This window comes from Skermanella sp. TT6 (genome assembly GCF_016653635.2).
GTDB lineage: Bacteria > Pseudomonadota > Alphaproteobacteria > Azospirillales > Azospirillaceae > Skermanella > Skermanella cutis.
On the sequence record NZ_CP067420.1, the window covers coordinates 5,094,708 to 5,112,651 of the forward strand.

General features: G+C 67.0%; 18 protein-coding genes. 6 read left to right on the forward strand and 12 right to left on the reverse strand.

Annotation, left to right across the window (positions count from 1 at the left end; translation table 11 throughout):
* Positions 1–3: 3 nt before the first annotated feature.
* Complete coding sequence (gene glyA / locus IGS68_RS23755; protein ID WP_201074651.1) at positions 4–1,332, reverse strand: serine hydroxymethyltransferase; 1,329 nt, start codon at positions 1,330–1,332, stop codon at positions 4–6.
* Positions 1,333–1,417: 85 nt separating this feature from the next.
* The gene (gene rpiB / locus IGS68_RS23760) at positions 1,418–1,852 is read right to left on the reverse strand and encodes a ribose 5-phosphate isomerase B (protein ID WP_201074652.1); all 435 of its coding nucleotides are present in this window, start codon (positions 1,850–1,852) and stop codon (positions 1,418–1,420) included.
* A 524-nt stretch (positions 1,853–2,376) separates the two neighbouring features.
* On the opposite strand from rpiB, the gene IGS68_RS23765 reads away from it, so the two are divergent.
* Positions 2,377–2,820 carry a Ros/MucR family transcriptional regulator gene (locus tag IGS68_RS23765; protein ID WP_037454989.1) on the forward strand — a complete coding sequence of 148 codons (444 nt, stop codon included), beginning with the start codon at positions 2,377–2,379 and terminating at the stop codon, positions 2,818–2,820.
* Between the two features lie 194 nt (positions 2,821–3,014).
* Here the strand turns inward: IGS68_RS23765 and IGS68_RS23770 are convergent, their stop codons facing one another.
* Positions 3,015–3,218 (reverse strand): DUF6898 family protein, encoded by a 204-nt coding sequence (locus IGS68_RS23770; RefSeq protein WP_201074653.1) that lies wholly within the window; start codon positions 3,216–3,218, stop codon positions 3,015–3,017.
* Between the two features lie 139 nt (positions 3,219–3,357).
* Here IGS68_RS23770 and IGS68_RS23775 point away from each other — a divergent pair, with 139 nt between their 5' ends.
* A complete protein-coding gene (locus IGS68_RS23775; RefSeq protein WP_201074655.1) occupies positions 3,358–4,596 on the forward strand; it encodes an acyl-CoA dehydrogenase in 1,239 nt (412 codons plus the stop codon).
* A gap of 131 nt (positions 4,597–4,727) precedes the next feature.
* Here the strand turns inward: IGS68_RS23775 and IGS68_RS23780 are convergent, their stop codons facing one another.
* The 4 genes from IGS68_RS23780 to IGS68_RS23795 all read right to left on the reverse strand — a co-directional run bounded on the left by IGS68_RS23780 (position 4,728) and on the right by IGS68_RS23795 (position 8,554).
* Positions 4,728–5,201, reverse strand: a complete 474-nt coding sequence (locus tag IGS68_RS23780) for a MarR family winged helix-turn-helix transcriptional regulator (protein ID WP_201081626.1) — start codon at positions 5,199–5,201, stop codon at positions 4,728–4,730.
* 74 nt (positions 5,202–5,275) lie between these two features.
* On the reverse strand, positions 5,276–6,166 hold the full coding sequence (gene mmsB / locus IGS68_RS23785) for a 3-hydroxyisobutyrate dehydrogenase (protein WP_201074664.1): 891 nt from the start codon (positions 6,164–6,166) through the stop codon (positions 5,276–5,278).
* Positions 6,167–6,210: 44 nt separating this feature from the next.
* The gene (locus IGS68_RS23790) at positions 6,211–7,350 is read right to left on the reverse strand and encodes an enoyl-CoA hydratase/isomerase family protein (RefSeq protein ID WP_201074667.1); all 1,140 of its coding nucleotides are present in this window, start codon (positions 7,348–7,350) and stop codon (positions 6,211–6,213) included.
* A gap of 64 nt (positions 7,351–7,414) precedes the next feature.
* A complete protein-coding gene (locus tag IGS68_RS23795) occupies positions 7,415–8,554 on the reverse strand; it encodes an isobutyryl-CoA dehydrogenase (RefSeq protein WP_201074669.1) in 1,140 nt (379 codons plus the stop codon).
* A 219-nt stretch (positions 8,555–8,773) separates the two neighbouring features.
* Between IGS68_RS23795 and IGS68_RS23800 the strand changes: the two genes are divergently transcribed.
* The 3 genes from IGS68_RS23800 (at position 8,774) to hemB (ending at position 11,802) form a co-directional block, all read left to right on the forward strand.
* Complete coding sequence (locus IGS68_RS23800; protein ID WP_201074671.1) at positions 8,774–9,760, forward strand: diacylglycerol/lipid kinase family protein; 987 nt, start codon at positions 8,774–8,776, stop codon at positions 9,758–9,760.
* 20 nt (positions 9,761–9,780) lie between these two features.
* Positions 9,781–10,632: a metallophosphoesterase family protein gene (locus tag IGS68_RS23805; RefSeq protein WP_201074673.1), complete on the forward strand. Its 852-nt coding sequence runs from the start codon at positions 9,781–9,783 to the stop codon at positions 10,630–10,632.
* Positions 10,633–10,824: 192 nt separating this feature from the next.
* Positions 10,825–11,802 (forward strand): porphobilinogen synthase, encoded by a 978-nt coding sequence (gene hemB, locus IGS68_RS23810; protein WP_247881422.1) that lies wholly within the window; start codon positions 10,825–10,827, stop codon positions 11,800–11,802.
* Positions 11,803–11,875: 73 nt separating this feature from the next.
* On the opposite strand, the gene IGS68_RS23815 is transcribed toward hemB, so the two are convergent.
* From IGS68_RS23815 to IGS68_RS23825, 3 genes are all read right to left on the reverse strand, one after another.
* Positions 11,876–12,205, reverse strand: coding sequence for a hypothetical protein (locus IGS68_RS23815; protein ID WP_201074675.1), 330 nt, complete (start codon positions 12,203–12,205; stop codon positions 11,876–11,878).
* Between the two features lie 191 nt (positions 12,206–12,396).
* Positions 12,397–13,899 carry a S8 family peptidase gene (locus IGS68_RS23820; protein ID WP_201074677.1) on the reverse strand — a complete coding sequence of 501 codons (1,503 nt, stop codon included), beginning with the start codon at positions 13,897–13,899 and terminating at the stop codon, positions 12,397–12,399.
* Between the two features lie 176 nt (positions 13,900–14,075).
* Positions 14,076–14,561 (reverse strand): PaaI family thioesterase, encoded by a 486-nt coding sequence (locus IGS68_RS23825; protein WP_247881047.1) that lies wholly within the window; start codon positions 14,559–14,561, stop codon positions 14,076–14,078.
* Between the two features lie 158 nt (positions 14,562–14,719).
* Here IGS68_RS23825 and IGS68_RS23830 point away from each other — a divergent pair, with 158 nt between their 5' ends.
* A complete protein-coding gene (locus tag IGS68_RS23830) occupies positions 14,720–15,334 on the forward strand; it encodes a glutathione S-transferase family protein (protein ID WP_201074679.1) in 615 nt (204 codons plus the stop codon).
* Between the two features lie 16 nt (positions 15,335–15,350).
* Here IGS68_RS23830 and IGS68_RS23835 read toward each other — a convergent pair whose 3' ends face one another.
* Positions 15,351–16,079 carry a hypothetical protein gene (locus IGS68_RS23835; RefSeq protein WP_201074681.1) on the reverse strand — a complete coding sequence of 243 codons (729 nt, stop codon included), beginning with the start codon at positions 16,077–16,079 and terminating at the stop codon, positions 15,351–15,353.
* Between the two features lie 121 nt (positions 16,080–16,200).
* Entirely contained in the window at positions 16,201–17,883 is a 1,683-nt protein-coding gene (gene ettA, locus IGS68_RS23840; RefSeq protein WP_201074683.1) for an energy-dependent translational throttle protein EttA, read from the reverse strand.
* Positions 17,884–17,944 lie beyond the last annotated feature (61 nt).

The window sequence follows — 17,944 nt, forward strand, 5'->3', positions numbered from 1 at the left end:
AGGTCAACGCCTCTCAGGATGGGCCGGCGAGCCCTGGTAGATCGGGAACCGCCGGCACAGGGCGCGGACGCGCTCGCGCACCTGGGCCTCCACCGCCGCGTTGTCGCCGGAATTGCTGGCGGCCAGGCCGTCGAGCACTTCCGAGATCATCGCGCCGACCTGGGTGAACTCCGCGACGCCGAAGCCCCGGGTGGTCGCCGCCGGGGTGCCGAGCCGGACGCCCGAGGTGACCATCGGCTTCTGCGGGTCGAACGGCACGCCGTTCTTGTTGCAGGTCATGCCGGCCTGCTCCAGGCTCGCCTCCGCCGCCTTGCCGGTCAGGTTCTTCGGCCGCAGGTCGACCAGCACCACGTGGCTGTCGGTGCCGCCGGACACGATGTCGACGCCGCCCTCGATCAGGCGGGCCGCCAGCGCGCGGGCGTTCTCCACCACCGAGCGGGCATAGTCCTTGAAGTCGGGCCGCAGCGCCTCCCCGAAGGCCGCCGCCTTGCCGGCGATCACATGCATCAGCGGGCCGCCCTGCAGACCCGGGAAGACCGCGGAATTGATCTTCTTGCCCAGGTCCGGGTCGTTGGACAGGATCATGCCGCCGCGCGGGCCGCGCAGCGTCTTGTGCGTGGTCGTGGTGACGACGTGGGCATGGGGCAGCGGCGTCGGGTAGGCGCCGCCGGCGACCAGGCCGGCGAAGTGGGCCATGTCGACCATGAAGAAGGCGCCGACCTCGTCCGCGATCCGGCGGAAGCGGGCGAAGTCGATCTGGCGGGGATAGGCCGAGCCGCCCGCGATGATCAGCTTCGGCTTGTGCTCGCGCGCCAGCGCCTCGACCTGGTCGAAGTCGATCCGCGCGTCGTCGCGGCGCACGCCGTACTGGACGGCCTTGAACCACTTGCCGGACTGGTTGGCCGCGGCGCCGTGGGTCAGGTGCCCGCCGGCGTCCAGCGACATGCCGAGGATGGTGTCGCCCGGCTGGAGCAGCGCCATGAACACCGCCTGGTTCGCCTGCGCGCCCGAGTGGGGCTGCACGTTGACGAAGGCGCAGTCGAACAGGGCCTTGGCCCGGTCGATCGCGAGCTGCTCGGCGACGTCGACGAACTCGCAGCCGCCGTAGTAGCGGCGGCCGGGATAGCCCTCCGCGTACTTGTTGGTCAGGACCGAGCCCTGCGCCTCCAGCACGGCGGCCGAGACGATGTTCTCCGACGCGATCAGCTCGATCTGGTCCTGCTGGCGCGACAATTCGCGCGCGATGGCCGAGGCCAGCTCGGGATCGCTCTCGGCCAGGGCGGCGCCGAAGAAGCCGGAGGAGGGTGCGAAGGATTGGGGAAGGGAGGACATGGGGGGTTCCTTAGGATCTGCTGCTTCGGGCCGCCGGACGGAGAAGCCGGCACCGGGCACCGGAATCGCGGTAAAAAAGGCCGGTTCAGCCCATCTTGTCAACGCGGCGGCTGTGGCGGCCGCCTTCGAACGGCGTGGCGAGGAAGGTCGCGACGCAGTCCTTCGCGACCTCGATCCCGGTCACCCGGGCGCCCATGACGAGGACATTGGCGTCGTTGTGCTGCCGGGAAAGCCTGGCGCCCGTCGTGTCGTGGCACAGGGCGGCGCGGATGCCGGCATGCCGGTTGGCGGCGATGCTGATGCCGATGCCGGTCCCGCAGATCAGGATTCCGCGGTCGGCGGACCCGTCCCTGATGGCCCCGGCGAGGGCCGCGGCGATGTCGGGGTAGTCCACTGACTCGGTGCTGTGGGCGCCGAGGTCGATCACCTCGTAGCCTTGGCCGGCGAGCGAGTCCTTCAACGAAGCCTTGAAGTCGAAGCCGGCGTGATCGGACGCAATGACGAGTTTCTGTTTAGACATCGAACCAAACCCATTTCCGGAGACCCAACGGAACCCTCGTGGCCCGGCGGGAAGCCTCGGCCCCGCGCGTTCCCCTCCGAAAGCTGGCCATAGGGGCATTACTTGCGCGACACTACCAGATATCGGCGCGGCATGCCAGAATCGCACCGGGCGACGCTGCCGGGCAGACCTGCACGGGGCGCACGCCGCGGCAAGCCATGCGCTCAGCGCGTATCGGCCATGCACCCGAACAAACTATGCTTCTGAAGCAAAAGCGCTGTTCTCGCTTCCAGCCTCGAATTCGTGGCCAAGTGCCGGGTGGAGATCGGAGCTGAAATGCCATTCCGGCACCACTAAAATATCTTTAATGCTGCCCGCTCCTCAATCCGCCCCGCGAACTAGCGGTTTCCAATCTTGCCGTGTGGATGAAAACCTGGGCAGAGTCAAAATAACCTTTGAACCACTTGCGGAAATTTTATTGACACCCAAATCCCCATGTGCGACTTGAAGAGCATCGAACACAATGAATAATCAGGATACTGGGCATGAGTGACCAGCTTGAACACGACGCGCCGGATGGTGCCATTCTGAGGATGACGGCGGACATAGTATCCGCCTACGTCAGCAAGAATGTGCTTCCGGCGACCCAAATCCCGGAAGTCATCAATACGGTATTCTCCTCGCTGACCGGCCTGAACGGCCAGCCGCGGGAGGTTCAGGCCGAACCGCAGAAGCCCGCCGTGCCGATCCGCAAGTCGGTGACGCCCGAATACATCGTTTGCCTGGAAGATGGCAAGAAGTTGAAGATGTTGAAGCGGCACCTCCGGTCCACCTATGGCATGACCCCGGACGAGTACCGCGCGAAGTGGAACCTGCCGCCGGACTACCCTATGGTGGCGCCGAACTACGCTGCCCAACGGTCCGAATTCGCGAAGAAGATCGGCCTCGGCCGCTCTTCCGGTCGCCAGACCCGGCGCAAGGCGTCCTGATTTCCGTCGCTCCCCGGGTCCGGCACCCTTGCTCCCGTACGGGAGCAAGGGTGCCGGACCCGGGGAGCCGGAGGTCATCGGAAGCCTGCCCGGCGTTCTGACAGGTCGACAGGTATGAACTGACTGCCGGACAGGCAGGCCGGATGGGGAATCCGCCTGCCTGTCCGTTTTCGTTTCGCAGGCCGAGGACGCGATCAACGCGGCGGAGTCGACGCCTTCTTCGCCAGGACATATTCCAGTTTGGCCACGGCGGTCCGGCGAAGCATTTCCTGGCTGTGTGTCAGCGGGCCGAGCACGGTCACCTCGGTCAGCGTTTCCGGATCCATCGCGATCGCCTTCATGTACATGCCGACGCGCTGGAACTCCAGGAGGACCTCGCGCCCGGGTGGCTTGGCCATCACAGTTTCCCCTTCCCATATCCGGTAATCGAGCGCTTCGGTCCAGGTGGATAGTGCCGCGGGCGTTTCGATTCGGTAAATTCCCCCAGTGCCAGGCGCGCCTTTTCCGTCGCCTGGAGTTCGAGTCGGAGAATCAACAATGACCGCAAACCCGATCGTCGCAGCAACCGATGCGGCAAGAGGCGAGGAAACCGGGACGTCGGCGCAGGCCGCCCGCTTCCAGTGGGAAGACCCCTTGCTGCTGGAGGAGGAGCTTTCCGAGGAAGAGCGCATGGTCCGCGACAGCGCGCGGAGCTATTGCCGGGACAAGCTGATGACGCGCGTGCTGGAGGCGAACCGTCACGAGCACTTCCACCGCGAGATCATGACCGAGATGGGCGCGCTCGGCCTGCTCGGGCCGACCATCGAGGGCTACGGCTGCGCCGGGGTCGGCTATGTCAGCTACGGCCTGATCGCCCGGGAGGTCGAGCGGGTGGACTCGGGCTACCGCTCCGCCATGTCGGTCCAGTCGTCGCTGGTCATGCACCCGATCCACGCCTACGGCACCGAGGAGCAGCGGCAAAAGTACCTGCCGAAACTCGCCAGCGGCGAGTGGGTGGGCTGCTTCGGCCTGACCGAGCCGGACGCCGGCTCCGATCCCGGCTCCATGAAGACCCGGGCGCGCAAGGTCGACGGCGGCTACTCGGTCAGCGGCTCCAAGCAGTGGATCACCAACTCGCCGATCGCCGACGTGTTCGTGGTGTGGGCCAAGGACGACGCCGGCGAGATCCGCGGCTTCGTGCTGGAGAAGGGCATGAAGGGGCTGAGCGCGCCCAAGATCGAGGGCAAGTTCAGCCTGCGCGCCTCGATCACCGGCGGCATCGCGATGGACGAGGTGTTCGTTCCCGACGAGAACCTGCTGCCCAACGTCAAGGGGCTGAAGGGTCCGTTCGGCTGCCTGAACAACGCGCGCTACGGCATCTCCTGGGGCGCCATGGGAGCGGCGGAGTTCTGCTGGCACCAGGCGCGCGACTACGTGCTGGAACGCCGGATGTTCGGCCGGCCGCTGGCGGCCAACCAGCTGATCCAGAAGAAGCTGGCCGACATGCAGACGGAGATCACGCTGGGCCTGCACGCGGCGCTGCGGCTGGGCCGGCTGAAGGACGAACACCGCGCCCCGCCGGAGGCGATCAGCCTGATGAAGCGCAACAACTGCGGCAAGGCGCTCGACGTCGCCCGGGTCGCCCGCGACATGCTGGGCGGCAACGGCATCTCGGACGAGTACCACGTGATCCGCCACGTCATGAACCTGGAGGCGGTCAACACCTACGAGGGCACCCACGACATCCACGCCCTCATCCTGGGCCGAGCCCAGACCGGCATCCAGGCCTTCGGCTGACCCAGGGCCGCGGGGTGATCCGGTTCACCCCGCGGACGCCGCGGGAGCGCCGGCGGAGAAGCGGCACGCCGACGTGCCGGGCCGCCCCTCGGGCAGCCCGGCACGTCGGCGTGCGAACCGGGCCGCCCGGGTCAGGCGGCGGATGTGACCGGATAGCCGCTGTAATCCAGCGACGATGACCAGAAACGCTCCAGCTTGCGCATGGTCTCGTTCGCCTTGATCAGCTCCTCGTCGCTGAGGCCGGCCTTGTCCAGCGCCTTGATCTGGCGCTCGAACATGTTGCTGATCTTGTCGCGAAGATCGAGGCCCTTGTCGGACAGGCGGACCCGGACCGACCGGCGGTCGTGGGGCGAGCGCTCCTGGCCCAGATAGCCGTTCTCGACCATCTTCTTCACGTTGTATGACACGTTCGAGCCCAGGTAATAGCCCCGCGCGGTCAGTTCGCCGACGGTCAGCTCGTCATCACCGATGTTGTAGAGAATCAGGCTCTGGACGTTGTTGATGTCCTGGATTCCCAAACGGTCCAGTTCGGTCTTCAGCACTTCCAGAAAGTGTCGATGCAGACGCTCGATCAGGAGGATGCTGTCATAGTAGGGCTGTCGCACGGCGTTCTCCATTCTCCCGGTTCCGGAATTCCTCGAGGCCAAGGACTCCGTAGCCTTTCAAGTAATACGTTAGCTCAACAAGCTCCGCGAAGCATCTTTATAATCGCGGAAAAATCCAGTTTGCCATTGCCGTTATTGGCGAACACCGTATAGAGCGCCGCCGCTTCGGCTCCCAAAGGCGTCGCCGCTCCGGAATTATTGGCAGCCTGCTGTGCAAGCTTGAGATCCTTCAGCATCATTTCCGCCGTGAAACCGGGCTGGTAGTCCCGATTGGCCGGCGAGGTGGGTACGGGTCCCGGCACCGGGCAGTACGTGGTCAGGGACCAGCACTGTCCGGATGATTTGGAACTGATATCAAACAATTTTTGGTGGTCCAAGCCAAGCTTTTCGGCGAGGACGAAAGCTTCGCCCACGGCGATCATCGAGATTCCCAGGACCATGTTGTTGCAGATCTTGGCGGCTTGGCCCGTTCCGGGGCCGCCCGCGTGGATCACCGCCTTGCCCATCTGCGACAGGAGCGGCTCCGCCCTGGCGAAAGCGTCGTCCGGCCCGCCGACCATGAAGGTCAGGGTACCGGCCGCGGCCCCGCCCACGCCTCCCGATACCGGCGCGTCGACCATGGCGAATCCCGCCGCGGTCGCGGCCTCCGCGACCGATCGCGCGCTGTCCACGTCGATCGTCGAGCAGTCGATCAGCAGGGCTCCCGGCCTGGCCGAGGCGATCACCCCGCCCTCGCCCGCGTAGACCTGCCGGACATGCTGCCCCGCCGGCAGCATGGTGACGACGGCGTCCGCCCGGGCGGCGGCCTCGCCGGCGCTGGCGGCGCCGGTGCCGCCCGCCGCCGTCAGTCCTTCCAGGTTGGAAGCGGACACATCGAACCCGATGACCTCGTGCCCCGCCTTCACGAGATTGAGGGCCATCGGCAGTCCCATGTTGCCCAGGCCGATGAACGCTACCGTCGCCATTTCAGATGCCTCCCCGTCTTGTCATATGATCCAGGCGCTTCATGTCAGTCGGCGAAGCCGAGATCGCGGTCGCCGAGCGGCGCGAAGTGACGCTCCACGTCGGCCGCGCCGACCTCGGCCAGGGTGGCCGGACGCCACCTGGGCGAACGATCCTTGTCGACCAGCAAGGCGCGGATCCCTTCGTAGAAGTCATCCCCCCGGATGAATGCCTGACTCATCCTGTACTCCATGATCATCGCATCATCGAATGACAGGTTCTTTCCGAGCCTGACCTGCCGCAAGGTGACCTTGAGGCTTGTCGGAGACATCTGGCTCAAATTTTTCAACGTGGACACCGCCCAATCTGTTCCGTCCTTTTCCAGGGCGGCACAAATCTCTTCAACCGAATCAAAGCGGAAGCAGCGGTCTATCGCCTCGCGATGGGCCGCGAGCGGCGGCTCTCCGGCCGACCCGCCGGCCGCGGCGGCCAGGGCTTCGTCCACCACGGCCCGCCCGTCGCCCGACCAGTCGGCGCCGGCCAGCGCGTCGACCAGGCCGCCCACGGCGGCGCTCGGCAGGTAATGGGTGGCGAGCCCGGCATAGAGCGTGTCGGCGGCGTGCAACCGGGCACCGGTCAGCGCCAGGTACGTCCCGATCTCGCCCGGGCAGCGCGGCAGGTACCAGCTTCCGCCGACGTCGGGGAACAGGCCGATGCCGGTCTCCGGCATGGCGAACAGGGTCCTCTCGGTCACCACCCGGTGCGAGCCCGGCACGGAGATCCCGACGCCGCCGCCCATGGTGATGCCGTCGAGCAGCGCCACGTAGGGCTTGGACAGGGCGTGGATCCTGCGGTTGAGGACATATTCCTCGCGGAAGAAATCGCTGGCAAGATCGCCGCCCGCGCGCCCTTCCTTGAGCGCCCGTCCGGCATCCGCCACGGCGCGGACATCGCCGCCGGCGCAGAAGGCGCGGTCTCCGGCGCCCTGCACCACGATAGCCTTGACGGCGGGGTCCCCGGCCCAGCCGGCGAGGCGGGGATCGAATTCCCGGATCATGCCCAGGGTCAGCGCGTTCAGCGCCTTGGGCCTGTCGAGCGTCACGACGGCGATGGCGCCCCGCCGCTCGAAGGTGATCTCGTGCCTGGAGTCCGGCCCGTTCTCCGGAGTGCTCCCGGCTCCGGATGGGGAATTCGCTGTATCGGTCATGGCGTCCGTTCTTGGTCGTTGGCAGGCGTCCGATCGGAAAAGCGGGTCCGATCAGGAGAGGAGGTCAGGCCGAGAGCAGGCGGCGGGCAATGATCAGGCGCATGATTTCGTTGGTGCCCTCCAGGATCTGGTGCACGCGGACGTCGCGCAGATAGCGCTCCACCGGATACTCCTTGATGTAGCCGTAGCCACCGTGAAGCTGCAAGGCTTCGTTGCAAATCCTGAAGCCGGCATCGGTCGCGAAGCGTTTCGCCATCGCGCAATATAGCGTGGCTTCGGAGTCGCCGTCATCCAACTTCGCGGCGCCGCGATGGACCATCAGCCGGGCGGCCTCCAGGTCGGTCGCCATGTCGGCCAGCCGGAACTGGAGCGCCTGGAAATCTGCCAGCTTGCGGCCGAACTGGGTCCGTACGGTCATGTGGTCGCGCGCCAGGTCCAGGCAGGCGCGCGCTCCCCCCAGCGAGCAGGCCGAGATGTTGAGCCGGCCGCCGTCCAGCCCCTTCATGGCGATCCTGAAGCCCTCGCCCTCCGCCCCCAGCCGGTTGGCGACCGGAACGCGGCAGTCCTCGAAGATCACCGCCGCGGTCGGCTGGCTGTTCCAGCCCAGCTTCTTCTCCTTCTTGCCGAAGGAGAGCCCCGGCGTCCCCTTCTCGACCACGATGCAGGAGATCCCCTTGGGACCCGGCTCGCCGGTGCGGACCATGGCGACATAGACGTCGGACACGCCGCCGCCGGAGATGAAGGCCTTGGTCCCGTTCAGCACGTAGTGGTCGCCGTCGCGCTCCGCCCGGGTCTTGAGCGACCCGGCGTCGGAGCCGGCGCCCGGCTCGGTCAGGCAGTAGCTGGCGAAATGCTCCATGGATGTCAGCTTCGGCAGCCAGCGGGCGCGCTGGGACTCGTCGCCGAAACTGTCGATCATCCAGGAGGCCATGTTGTGGATCGAGATATAGGCCGAGGTGGACACGCAGCCGGCCGCCAGCTCCTCGAAGATCACGGCGGCGTCCAGCCGCGACAGGCCCGAGCCGCCGAACTCCTCGCGGCAATAGATCCCGGCGAAGCCCAGTTCCGCGGCGCGGCGCAAGGTCTCCGTCGGGAAGACCTGGTGCTCGTCCCACTCGGCGGCATGGGGCGCCATGTGCTCGTCGGCGAAACCGCGGGCGGTTTCCTGGAACGCGCGCTGGTCCTCGGTGAGGTCGAAATTCATGGCGGCCTTGCTTCCTCCCGTTTATCCGGATGCCCCGTTTGTTCGGACCGGATGATAAAGCCGGCGGAATGACTGTCAATCGAGGCGCACCCCGGCGGAGCGCGGGGCGGGAATGCGCGGCGCGCCGGGCCCCCTGGAACACCGGACCGGCACCCGTGTTGAACCCCAGGTGCGTGGATATTCTCCCTTTTCAAGCCGTTCCGAAGTGGAACCCGTCACATGAAAATCTCCGTGGTCCTCAATGGCGCCGCCGGATCGCTGGTGGGCCAGCCGATCGAAGAGTCGGTCAGCGAGGTGAAGCGTTTGTTCGAGGAGGCCGGGCACATCGCCACGGTCACGGCCGCGTCCGGCCCGGAGATCGTGGCCGCGATCGACCAGGCCGCGGCGTCGGACGCCGAGGTGGTCGTCGTCGGCGGCGGCGACGGCACGGTGGCCACGGCGGCCGGCAAGCTGATGGGCACCGACAAGGCGCTGGGCATCCTGCCGCTCGGCACGCTCAACCTCTACGCCAAGGACCTGGGCATTCCCCTCGACATAGCCGAGGCGGTGCCGCTGCTGGCGCACGGCCGGATCAAGCCGATGGATGTCGGCGACGTCAACGGCACCGTCTTCCTCAACCACTCCGTGCTGGGCCTCTATCCGCTGATGGTCCAGGAGCGCGAGGAGGTCCGGGAGGAGCGCGGGCTCAGCAAGTGGCCCGCCATGGCGATCGCCATGTGCAAGGCGCTGAAGCGCTATCCGCTGCTGCGCGTCCGGCTGGAGACCGACAGGGGAACCCGGCGGATCACCACGCCGATCCTGGCGGTCGCCAACAACCCCTATGACGAGGGGTTCGGTTCCTTCCTCAAGCGCTCCCACCTGGACACCGGCGAGCTGGCGCTCTACGTCGCCAAGCACCGCCAGCCGCTGCGGATGGCCCGGATGATGGTCGCCCTGGTGCTCGGCACCTGGCAGCGCGACGCCGAGCTGGAGGTGATGCACCTGACCGAATTCACCGTGAAGAGCCGCCGCAGCGCCCTGAAGGTCGCCAACGACGGCGAGGTCCACCGCATGAAGCCTCCCCTGCACTACCGGATGCTGGCCGGCGGGCTGAGGATGCTGGTCCCGTCCGAGGAGTCGGGCGTGCGGGCGGCGTCCCCCGGGGAGCGCCTGGCCGAGGCGACCGGGACCGCGCGGGCCAATGTCGCGCGGAAGGAAAGCGCCTGAACCGGCGCCGGGATCAGACCATGCGCACCGTCGCCCACATCTCCGACCTGCATTTCGGCCGCATCGATCCCCGGGTGGTCGAGGCCCTGGCCGAGGATCTGGCCGAGCAGAAGCCGTCCCTGGCGATCATCAGCGGCGACCTGACCCAGCGGGCGCGGCGGAACCAATTCCGCGAGGCGCGCGCCTTCCTGGACCGGCTGCCGATGCCCTACATGGTGATCCCGGGCAACCACGACATACCGAACTTCAACATCCTCGGCCGGTTCACCGACCCCTACCGCAACTACAAGCGCTACATCAGCGAGGACCTGTGCCCGATCCACCAGGACGACGAGCTGGTGGCGGTCGGCATCAACACGGTGAGGTCGTGGATCCTGGATTTCGCCGAAGGCCGGATCAACCGCGCCCAGATGAAGCGCATGCAGGAGGTGCTCCACGCCGCCGGACCGGACCGGTTCAAGATCTTCTTCACCCACCACCCGTTCCTGCCGCCGCCCGACGCGCCGGAGACCAGGCTGGTCGGCCGCGCCCGCGAGGCCCTGCGCCGGCTGGAGGAGGCCGGCGTCGACCTGATGCTGGCCGGGCACCTGCACCGGGCGTACAGCGGCGACATCATGAGCCACCACACGAAGGTGGCGCGCTCGATCCTGGTGGCGCAGGCCTCGACGGCCACCTCGACCCGGCTGCGGAACGAGCCGAACGCGTACAATTTCATCACCATCGAGGGGACCGGCGAGGACGCCAGGGTGACTTTCCTGGTGCGATCGTGGGAGGGCGCCCGTTTCACGCCGGGGCTGAAGAGCCAATATGTGAAGCGGGGACACCGCTGGGAGCTTCAGGCGCAAGATCCGGGATTGAGCCCGGCGTCCTGAACGGCGTACAGTCCCCGCCGGAGCCGGCAAGCCTTTTGCCGCGATACCGGGCGCCGACTCCGAGTTCCAAGCCCCCCGTTCCAAGCCCGAGTCCCAGGTCCGATGTTCACCAAGATGTTCAACCGGCAGCCGCCCCGGCCCGCCGAACTGCCGCAGACCGAAGCCGCCGCGACCCGCCAGCTGAGCCTGCGCATGAGGCCGCGCCGCAACCGCGCGGATGCCTGGACCCGCCGGCTGGTCGCCGAGAACCGGCTGAGCACCGACGACCTGATCCTGCCGGTGTTCTCGCTCGACGGCGAGAACCGGCGCGAGCCGGTGGCCTCGATGCCCGGCGTGGAGCGCCTGTCGCTGGACCTGCTGGTCGGCCACGTGGCGCAGGCCGTGGAGCTGGGCATCCCCGCGGTGGCCCTGTTCCCGGTCACGCCGAACGAGCTGAAGACCCCGGACGGCGCCGAGGCCGCCAACCCCGACAACCTGATGTGCCGCACGATCCGCACGCTCAAGGGCCAGTTCCCCGACCTGGGCCTGATCGGCGACGTGGCGCTCGACCCCTATACCAGCCACGGCCACGACGGGCTGGTGCGCGACGGCGTGATCCTGAACGACGAGACGGTGGAGGTGCTGGTCGCCCAGGCGCTGGCCCAGGCCGACGCCGGCATCGACATCCTGGCACCGTCCGACATGATGGACGGCAGGATCGGCGCGATCCGCGACGCGCTGGACGCGCGCAACCACCAACTCGTCCGCATCTGCTCCTACGCCGCCAAGTACGCCTCGGCCTTCTACGGCCCGTTCCGCGACGCGCTGAACTCCGGCGGGCTGCTGAAGGGCGACAAGCGCACCTACCAGATGGACCCGGCCAACACCGACGAGGCCCTCCGCGAGGTGGCGCTCGACCTCCAGGAAGGCGCCGACATGGTCATGGTCAAGCCGGGCATGCCCTACCTGGACATCGTGTCCCGGGTGAAGCAGACCTTCTCGGTCCCGACCTTCGTCTATCAGGTCAGCGGCGAGTACGCGATGCTGAAGGCCGCCACGGCCAACAGCTGGCTGGACAACGACAAGGTCGTGATGGAAACCCTGCTGGGCTTCAAGCGCGCAGGGGCCGACGCGATCCTGACCTATTCGGCGATCGAGGCCGCCAAGCTGCTGCGCCAGATGCGGGGGTGACCTGTTCCGGCTGTACAGGCATGCGCGGGAACCCTGATCCGGCGCATGCCTGCGGCCATCGCAGGGGATGACGTTACCGCGGGCTGAAGCCGACCCGGCTGAGCGGCGTGGATACCAACCCGGCAGCAGGTGCTGCATCCGGCTTTGCGTAAGCGCCCGTAACGGCCTTCATGCCGCGCAATTTGCCGGTGATCGCCTCGACCTGCCAGGGCTTCGCGCCCTCGATGATGAAGAAGGTGGAGAGCCCGCCATCCCGCCCTCGGATATGCTTATGCATGGGAACCAGCCTGACGCCGAGCGACCGGACGGTTCTGGAGATGCGCTGGGCTTCCTCATTCTCCTTGACGTTGCCTTCACGCAGCCAGCGCGCGGCCTCGGGCGTCACGGTAAGAACAATCTCCATACGCACCCTCCGACAAGACAGGTTATTCTCAACCCGCCCCATGAACCGAGACTCGCGCCGCAAGCGGGACCCGCGCGACGGTTAGTCGGTATGGGGGAGTCACCATAACACACCTTCCAAGCAGCGAGACAACTATCTTTAGCGAGAGTCAAGCGAGCCAAAAGGGCTGACGCCGAGCGATACTTCGCGCATCAGGCGAATGACAGCGCCAGCGCGGTCAAAGCCTTCAGATCGGGCCGACTGCCGATCCGTTCAGCAGCCGGCTTACCGGGAGCCCCTGCCTGCGGAGTCCCGCTGGCCCGAAGCAGGTCGCGCGCCTGACCCGGGTTCAACGGGGTAAGTCCGGCGGCCCGCCGGATGCCCTGGATACAGGCCAGCACGCCGGCGACCATCGCGGCGGCGCTCGAGGTACCGCTGAATCTTCCCGTATACCATCGATCCTCGTCCGCTCCGCCCTGGAGGTCCCCGTACCCGGCGGTGACCACCTCACGTCCCCAGCCCTGCGCATCGACGGCGCTTCCGTAGTTCGAAAAGCCCAGGCGCGAGCAGTTGGGGCCGTGACTGCCGCAGGGCGGCGCTCCCGCGCCGACGAGGATCGCACCCGAGTCGCGGGCACCACGACGGAAAGGATTGCGCCACTGGTGAGGAAAGCCCGGCATCGCGCTGTCGTAAAGGGGATCATCAAGATTCTCTCCCCCATTGCCTGCCACGGCGACGACGATGATGCCGTCGTCCACTACCTTGCGGATCGCGGTGAAATCATCGTCCCACCATTCCGTGGCGATGTATCCGCTCTGGTTGGACATCACCGAGAATTGTTGGCCGGGTCCCGGCCGGTGTATCTCGATAAGGATGATGTCACCCGGCTCTAACTTCGCCGCCGCGCCATAGATGGCCTCGGCGCTTCCAACCCCGCCATTCTCCCGAAAGATGGAGACGCCGCCGAACTGGCAGCCGGGCGCCACGCCCATGACGCCATGGGAACCACCAAGCAGCGCCAGAACCGCCGTGCCATGATTCCGCCATGAGGGATCTGTCAAAGACCCACGCTGCAATCCGACCGACCCCGCTCTCAAGGCTTCATGGGTGAACTGCCAGCCACCCTCGACATCAATGATCCGCACCTTCTCGCCACGCCCGCCCGGCAGGGACCAAGCGTGGAACGCATCGACACCTCCGGGAGCCGGTTCCAGGTAGGACTGGAGCCTCCTGAAATCGGATACCCCCGACGGCATAGGGCCTGACGGGACTTTGCCCTTGAGGCCCGGATCGACCCGCCCTATGTCCGGGGTCCCCAGCAGCGTGGCCGGAGCAGCAGGGGGCTTGACGTAGGCTGCGGCGATCTCCGGGCATGCGGCCAAACGCTCCGCGATCTCCTCCAACTGTCTTCGGCCCATCCGTCCGCCGAGGGGTTCCGCCGCGAAGAAAGCCTCCAGCCTCGAAACGGCGGACCGCTCGGCGTCGAACCACCGGTCAGCCGGCGCGTCCCCGCGGGATCCGTCCGCCCTGCCGAACAGTCTGCGGAACCGGATCCCGAATTTGGCCGCAATGTCCTGATGCGTTAATCCGGACATGAGGGCATCGGCCGGCATATGTTGCGACCAAGGTGTCTCGGGCGGCTCTTGGTTCAAGGTTATGATGAGCTCGCATCCATCTCCCGACTGCGGGTCATAATCAGAGATCGCTTCGCTCATCGTCGCACCATTGAACAGAAATTCCCGCAGGGCGGTCGCGGGCAGCCCGTAAGCTCCGCCCAGCTTCCTCTTAAGGTAGTTTGTTCCCACGGATATGCCACGAAATCAATATAAATATCCTGAGAAAGATGCGGTAAAATTGTCCTGCTGCAAATTGCCGACTCTAACGAAGCCGGTCACCCGACCGGCACGCCCTCCGGGTTCTCGCTGCCGCTTCGGTAGCGGTAGGTGCCCTCGCCCATGGCGATCAGGTTGCCCTCGGCGTCGAAGACCTCGCAGCTTGCCATGAAGATCTTGCGGCCGCCGCCGCGCCGGCGGCCGACCGCGCGGAGCGTGCCGCCGCTGGCCTGCCCCAGGAAGCTGGTGGTCAGAGACAGGGTGACGGTGCCGCGCTTGTTGCCCGGAACGGTGCAGAAGGTGCCGGCGAAGCCGCCGACGGTGTCGATCAGGGTGGCGAGCACGCCGCCATGGACGACGCCGCCGCGGTTCAGGTGGCGCGGCAGCAGGTCCAGCACCAGCACCGCCTCGTCGGGCTTCCATTCCGCCAGGCGGTAGCGGATCGTCCGCTGGAAGGCGGACGGCTGCTCCGGCGCGAGCAGGGGATCGGCGAACGGCTCCAGATCGTTCGGCTCTTCTGCGTGAGGGTTTGGCGGCATCGTCATGGGCTGGGTACCTGTACGCGGTGTCCGGAAGATGGAAACCAGAGGGTAACGCGCCGCACCCCCGTCCCGACAGCATGCGCTCGCGGCATACTGGAAATTCGCGGCCATCGGTTATCATCGGCGGGCACGTTCGACCGCTCCCAGCTTCCGGAGGCACCATGCGGCTCTACGACGATCCCTGCTCGGGCAACGGGTACAAGGTCAGGCTGATGCTGGCCCTGCTCGGGCAGGGCTACGAGTATATCCCGCTCGACATCGACAAGGCCGAGACCCGCACGCCGGAGTTCCTGGCGAAGAACCCGAACGGCCGCATTCCCCTGCTGGAGCTGGACGACGGACGGCTGCTGCCGGAATCGAACGCCATCCTGCATTACCTGGCGGACGGCACGGCTTACCTTCCGGCCGACCGGTTCGGCCACGCCCAGGTGCTGCAATGGATGTTCTTCGAGCAGTACAGCCACGAGCCGAACATCGCGACCGTCCGCTTCTGGCTGACCCACGGCGTCGAGATGACGCCCTGGCGCGAGGAATCCGTGGTCCAGAAGCGGATCGCCGGCTACGCCGCGCTCGACGTGATGGAAGCCCATCTGGCGCTGAACCGGTTCTTCGTCGCCGATACCTACACCGTCGCCGACATCGCGCTCTACGCCTATACCCATGTCGCCCACGAGGGCGGCTTCGACCTGGAGCCCTACCCGTCGGTGCTGGCTTGGCTGAGCCGCGTGGCCGCGCGTCCCGGGCACGTGGCGATCACCGAGGTTCCGGGACGCTGATCCAGGACACGGCCGGTCATCCGGGCAGCCAGATCTCGATCGTGCGCTCCCGCGGCTTCGGATCGTAATGGGTGAAGTCGATGACCCGGAAATCCTGCCCTCCGAACCGCTCGCCATAGAGTCCGCCGAGCCGCTCGGCGAGGCTCGCCGCCGCGTCCCGGTCCTCCGGGAAGAAATAGCGCACGTTGCCGGAGGAGACGCTGCTCCGGACGGTCCGCGTATCGATGACGGTCAGCCCTTCGGAGCGCAAGGCCCCGACCACGTCGGCGGCGACCGTCGCGAGCGGCGGGGTGGCGTAATGATGCACGAACAGGCGGGCGCCGCTCAGCGGCGTCGGGTCCGCCGGTCCGGGCGGCGGAAGGTCGGGCGGCGGAGCTTCCGCGGCCGGCGGCACCGGCGGCGGCGCGTAGGCTTCCTCCCCGCCCAGGGGCAGCGGGGCGCCCAGTATCTCCGGTTCGATGACGACCGCGTCCGGCGCCGCCGGACGGGCGGGACTCAGCACGTCGACGATCAGCACATAGGTCGCGAAGCCCAGCCCGATTCCCGCCAACAGGAAGCCCGCCAGAAATCCCAGGGCGAAGCGCCCGGCGCGGCGCGGCGGCGCGGGCGGCGGCCTGCGCGCCGGAGTCGGTTCCGCCGGCCCGGAGGGTTGGGCGGCGGCACCGACGGGCCGTTTGAAACGGGGGAACTCCTCGTCCGGCCAGTCCGCTGCTTTGGGAGGCGAAAGCGGTCTGCGCGAAGTCATGTCGAGAACCCGATCTGGCTGGCGGTCTCTCTACAACTCCGGATCGGGTCCAAGGTTCATGGAAAAGCGGCGATCTCCGCCGATCACGGCCTTATGGGTGATCGGCGGAGGCGTGTTCCCGTTACGCCCGCACCAGCGGCTTGTACTTGATGCGGTGCGGCTGGTCGGCCTCGTGGCCCAGGCGGCGCTTGCGGTCCGCCTCGTAGTCCTGGTAGTTGCCCTCGAACCATTCGACGTGGCTCTCGCCCTCGAAGGCCAGGATGTGGGTCGCGATGCGGTCCAGGAACCAGCGATCGTGGCTGATCACCACGGCGCAGCCGGGGAAGCCTTCCAGCGCGTCTTCCAGCGCCCGCAGCGTATCGACGTCCAGGTCGTTGGTCGGCTCGTCGAGCAGCAGGACGTTGGCGCCGGACTTCAGCATCTTCGCCAGGTGGACGCGGTTGCGCTCGCCGCCGGAGAGCTGGCCGACCTTCTTCTGCTGGTCGCTGCCCTTGAAGTTGAAGGCGGCGACATAGGCCCGGCTCGGCATCGAGCGCTTGCCCAGCTCGATCACGTCCAGCCCGTCGGAGACCTCCTCCCACACCGTCTTGTTCGGGGCCAGCGTGTCGCGGCTCTGGTCGACATAGCCCAGCTTGACGGTGTCGCCGACCTTGAAGCTGCCCTCGTCGGGCTGGTCCTGGCCGGTGATCAGGCGGAACAGCGTGGTCTTGCCGGCGCCGTTGGGGCCGATCACGCCGACGATGCCGCCGGGCGGCAGGCGGAAGCTCAGGTTCTCGAACAGCAGCCGGTCGCCGAAGCCCTTGGCGATGTTCTCGGCGTCGATCACCACGCCGCCCAGCCGGGGCGGGGTCGGGATGATGATCTGGGCGTCGGCGCCTTGCGCCTTGCCGCTCTCCGCCAGCATCGTCTCGTAGGCGGAGATACGCGCCTTGCTCTTGGTCTGGCGGGCCTTGGGCGACTGCCGGATCCACTCCAGCTCGCGCGCCAGGGTCTTCTGGCGGTTGGCCTCGGTCTTGGATTCCTGCTCCAGCCGCTTCTGCTTCTGCTCCAGCCAGGCGGAGTAGTTGCCCTCGTAGGGGATGCCCTGGCCGCGGTCCAGCTCTAGGATCCAGCCGGTGACGTTGTCGAGGAAGTAGCGGTCGTGGGTGACCAGGACGACGGTGCCCTTGTAGTCCTCCAGGAACTTCTCCAGCCAGGCGACGGACTCGGCGTCGAGATGGTTGGTCGGCTCGTCGAGCAGCAGCAAGTCGGGCTTCTGGAGCAGCAGCTTGCACAGCGCCACGCGCCGGCGCTCGCCGCCGGAAAGCTTGGTGACCTCGCTGTCGGGCGGCGGGCAGCGCAGCGCGTCCATCGCGATCTCGACCGTGCGCTGGAGGTCCCAGGCGTCGGCCGCCTCGATCTTCTCCTGCAGCTCGGCCTGTTCGTCGATCAGCGCGGTCATCTCGTCGGGGTCCTCGACCTCGCCGAGCTTCATGCTGACCTCCTCGAACCGGTCGAGCAGCGCCTTGGTGCCCGCCAGGGCCTCCATGACGTTCTCCTGCACGGTCTTGGACTCGTCCAGCTGCGGCTCCTGCGACAGGTAGCCGACGGTGGCTCCCTCCGCGGTCCAGGCCTCGCCGTTGAAGTCCTTGTCCATGCCGGCCATGATCTTCATCAGCGTGGACTTGCCGGCGCCGTTCGCGCCGAGCACGCCGATCTTGGCTCCGGGGTAGAAAGACAGCCAGACGTTATCCAGCACCTTCTTGCCGCCGGGGTAGATCTTGGTCAGCCCCTTCATGACAAAGACGTATTGATAGGACGCCATGCGTCTCTCCGACCAAATTCACGTGGATCAGGGTGCGACGGGACGCCACCGCAACGGCCTC

Excerpts from the sequence above, each read along its gene's own strand:
- glyA (WP_201074651.1), bottom strand. The coding sequence starts at position 1,332 with ATGTCCTCCCTTCCCCAATCCTTCGCACCCTCCTCCGGCTTCTTCGGC.
- rpiB (WP_201074652.1), bottom strand. The coding sequence starts at position 1,852 with ATGTCTAAACAGAAACTCGTCATTGCGTCCGATCACGCCGGCTTCGAC.
- IGS68_RS23765 (WP_037454989.1), top strand. The coding sequence starts at position 2,377 with ATGAGTGACCAGCTTGAACACGACGCGCCGGATGGTGCCATTCTGAGG.
- IGS68_RS23770 (WP_201074653.1), bottom strand. The coding sequence starts at position 3,218 with ATGGCCAAGCCACCCGGGCGCGAGGTCCTCCTGGAGTTCCAGCGCGTC.
- IGS68_RS23775 (WP_201074655.1), top strand. The coding sequence starts at position 3,358 with ATGACCGCAAACCCGATCGTCGCAGCAACCGATGCGGCAAGAGGCGAG.
- mmsB (WP_201074664.1), bottom strand. The coding sequence starts at position 6,166 with ATGGCGACGGTAGCGTTCATCGGCCTGGGCAACATGGGACTGCCGATG.
- IGS68_RS23790 (WP_201074667.1), bottom strand. The coding sequence starts at position 7,350 with ATGACCGATACAGCGAATTCCCCATCCGGAGCCGGGAGCACTCCGGAG.
- IGS68_RS23795 (WP_201074669.1), bottom strand. The coding sequence starts at position 8,554 with ATGAATTTCGACCTCACCGAGGACCAGCGCGCGTTCCAGGAAACCGCC.
- IGS68_RS23800 (WP_201074671.1), top strand. The coding sequence starts at position 8,774 with ATGAAAATCTCCGTGGTCCTCAATGGCGCCGCCGGATCGCTGGTGGGC.
- IGS68_RS23805 (WP_201074673.1), top strand. The coding sequence starts at position 9,781 with ATGCGCACCGTCGCCCACATCTCCGACCTGCATTTCGGCCGCATCGAT.
- hemB (WP_247881422.1), top strand. The coding sequence starts at position 10,825 with ATGAGGCCGCGCCGCAACCGCGCGGATGCCTGGACCCGCCGGCTGGTC.
- IGS68_RS23815 (WP_201074675.1), bottom strand. The coding sequence starts at position 12,205 with ATGGAGATTGTTCTTACCGTGACGCCCGAGGCCGCGCGCTGGCTGCGT.
- IGS68_RS23820 (WP_201074677.1), bottom strand. The coding sequence starts at position 13,899 with ATGAGCGAAGCGATCTCTGATTATGACCCGCAGTCGGGAGATGGATGC.
- IGS68_RS23825 (WP_247881047.1), bottom strand. The coding sequence starts at position 14,561 with ATGACGATGCCGCCAAACCCTCACGCAGAAGAGCCGAACGATCTGGAG.
- IGS68_RS23830 (WP_201074679.1), top strand. The coding sequence starts at position 14,720 with ATGCGGCTCTACGACGATCCCTGCTCGGGCAACGGGTACAAGGTCAGG.
- IGS68_RS23835 (WP_201074681.1), bottom strand. The coding sequence starts at position 16,079 with ATGACTTCGCGCAGACCGCTTTCGCCTCCCAAAGCAGCGGACTGGCCG.
- ettA (WP_201074683.1), bottom strand. The coding sequence starts at position 17,883 with ATGGCGTCCTATCAATACGTCTTTGTCATGAAGGGGCTGACCAAGATC.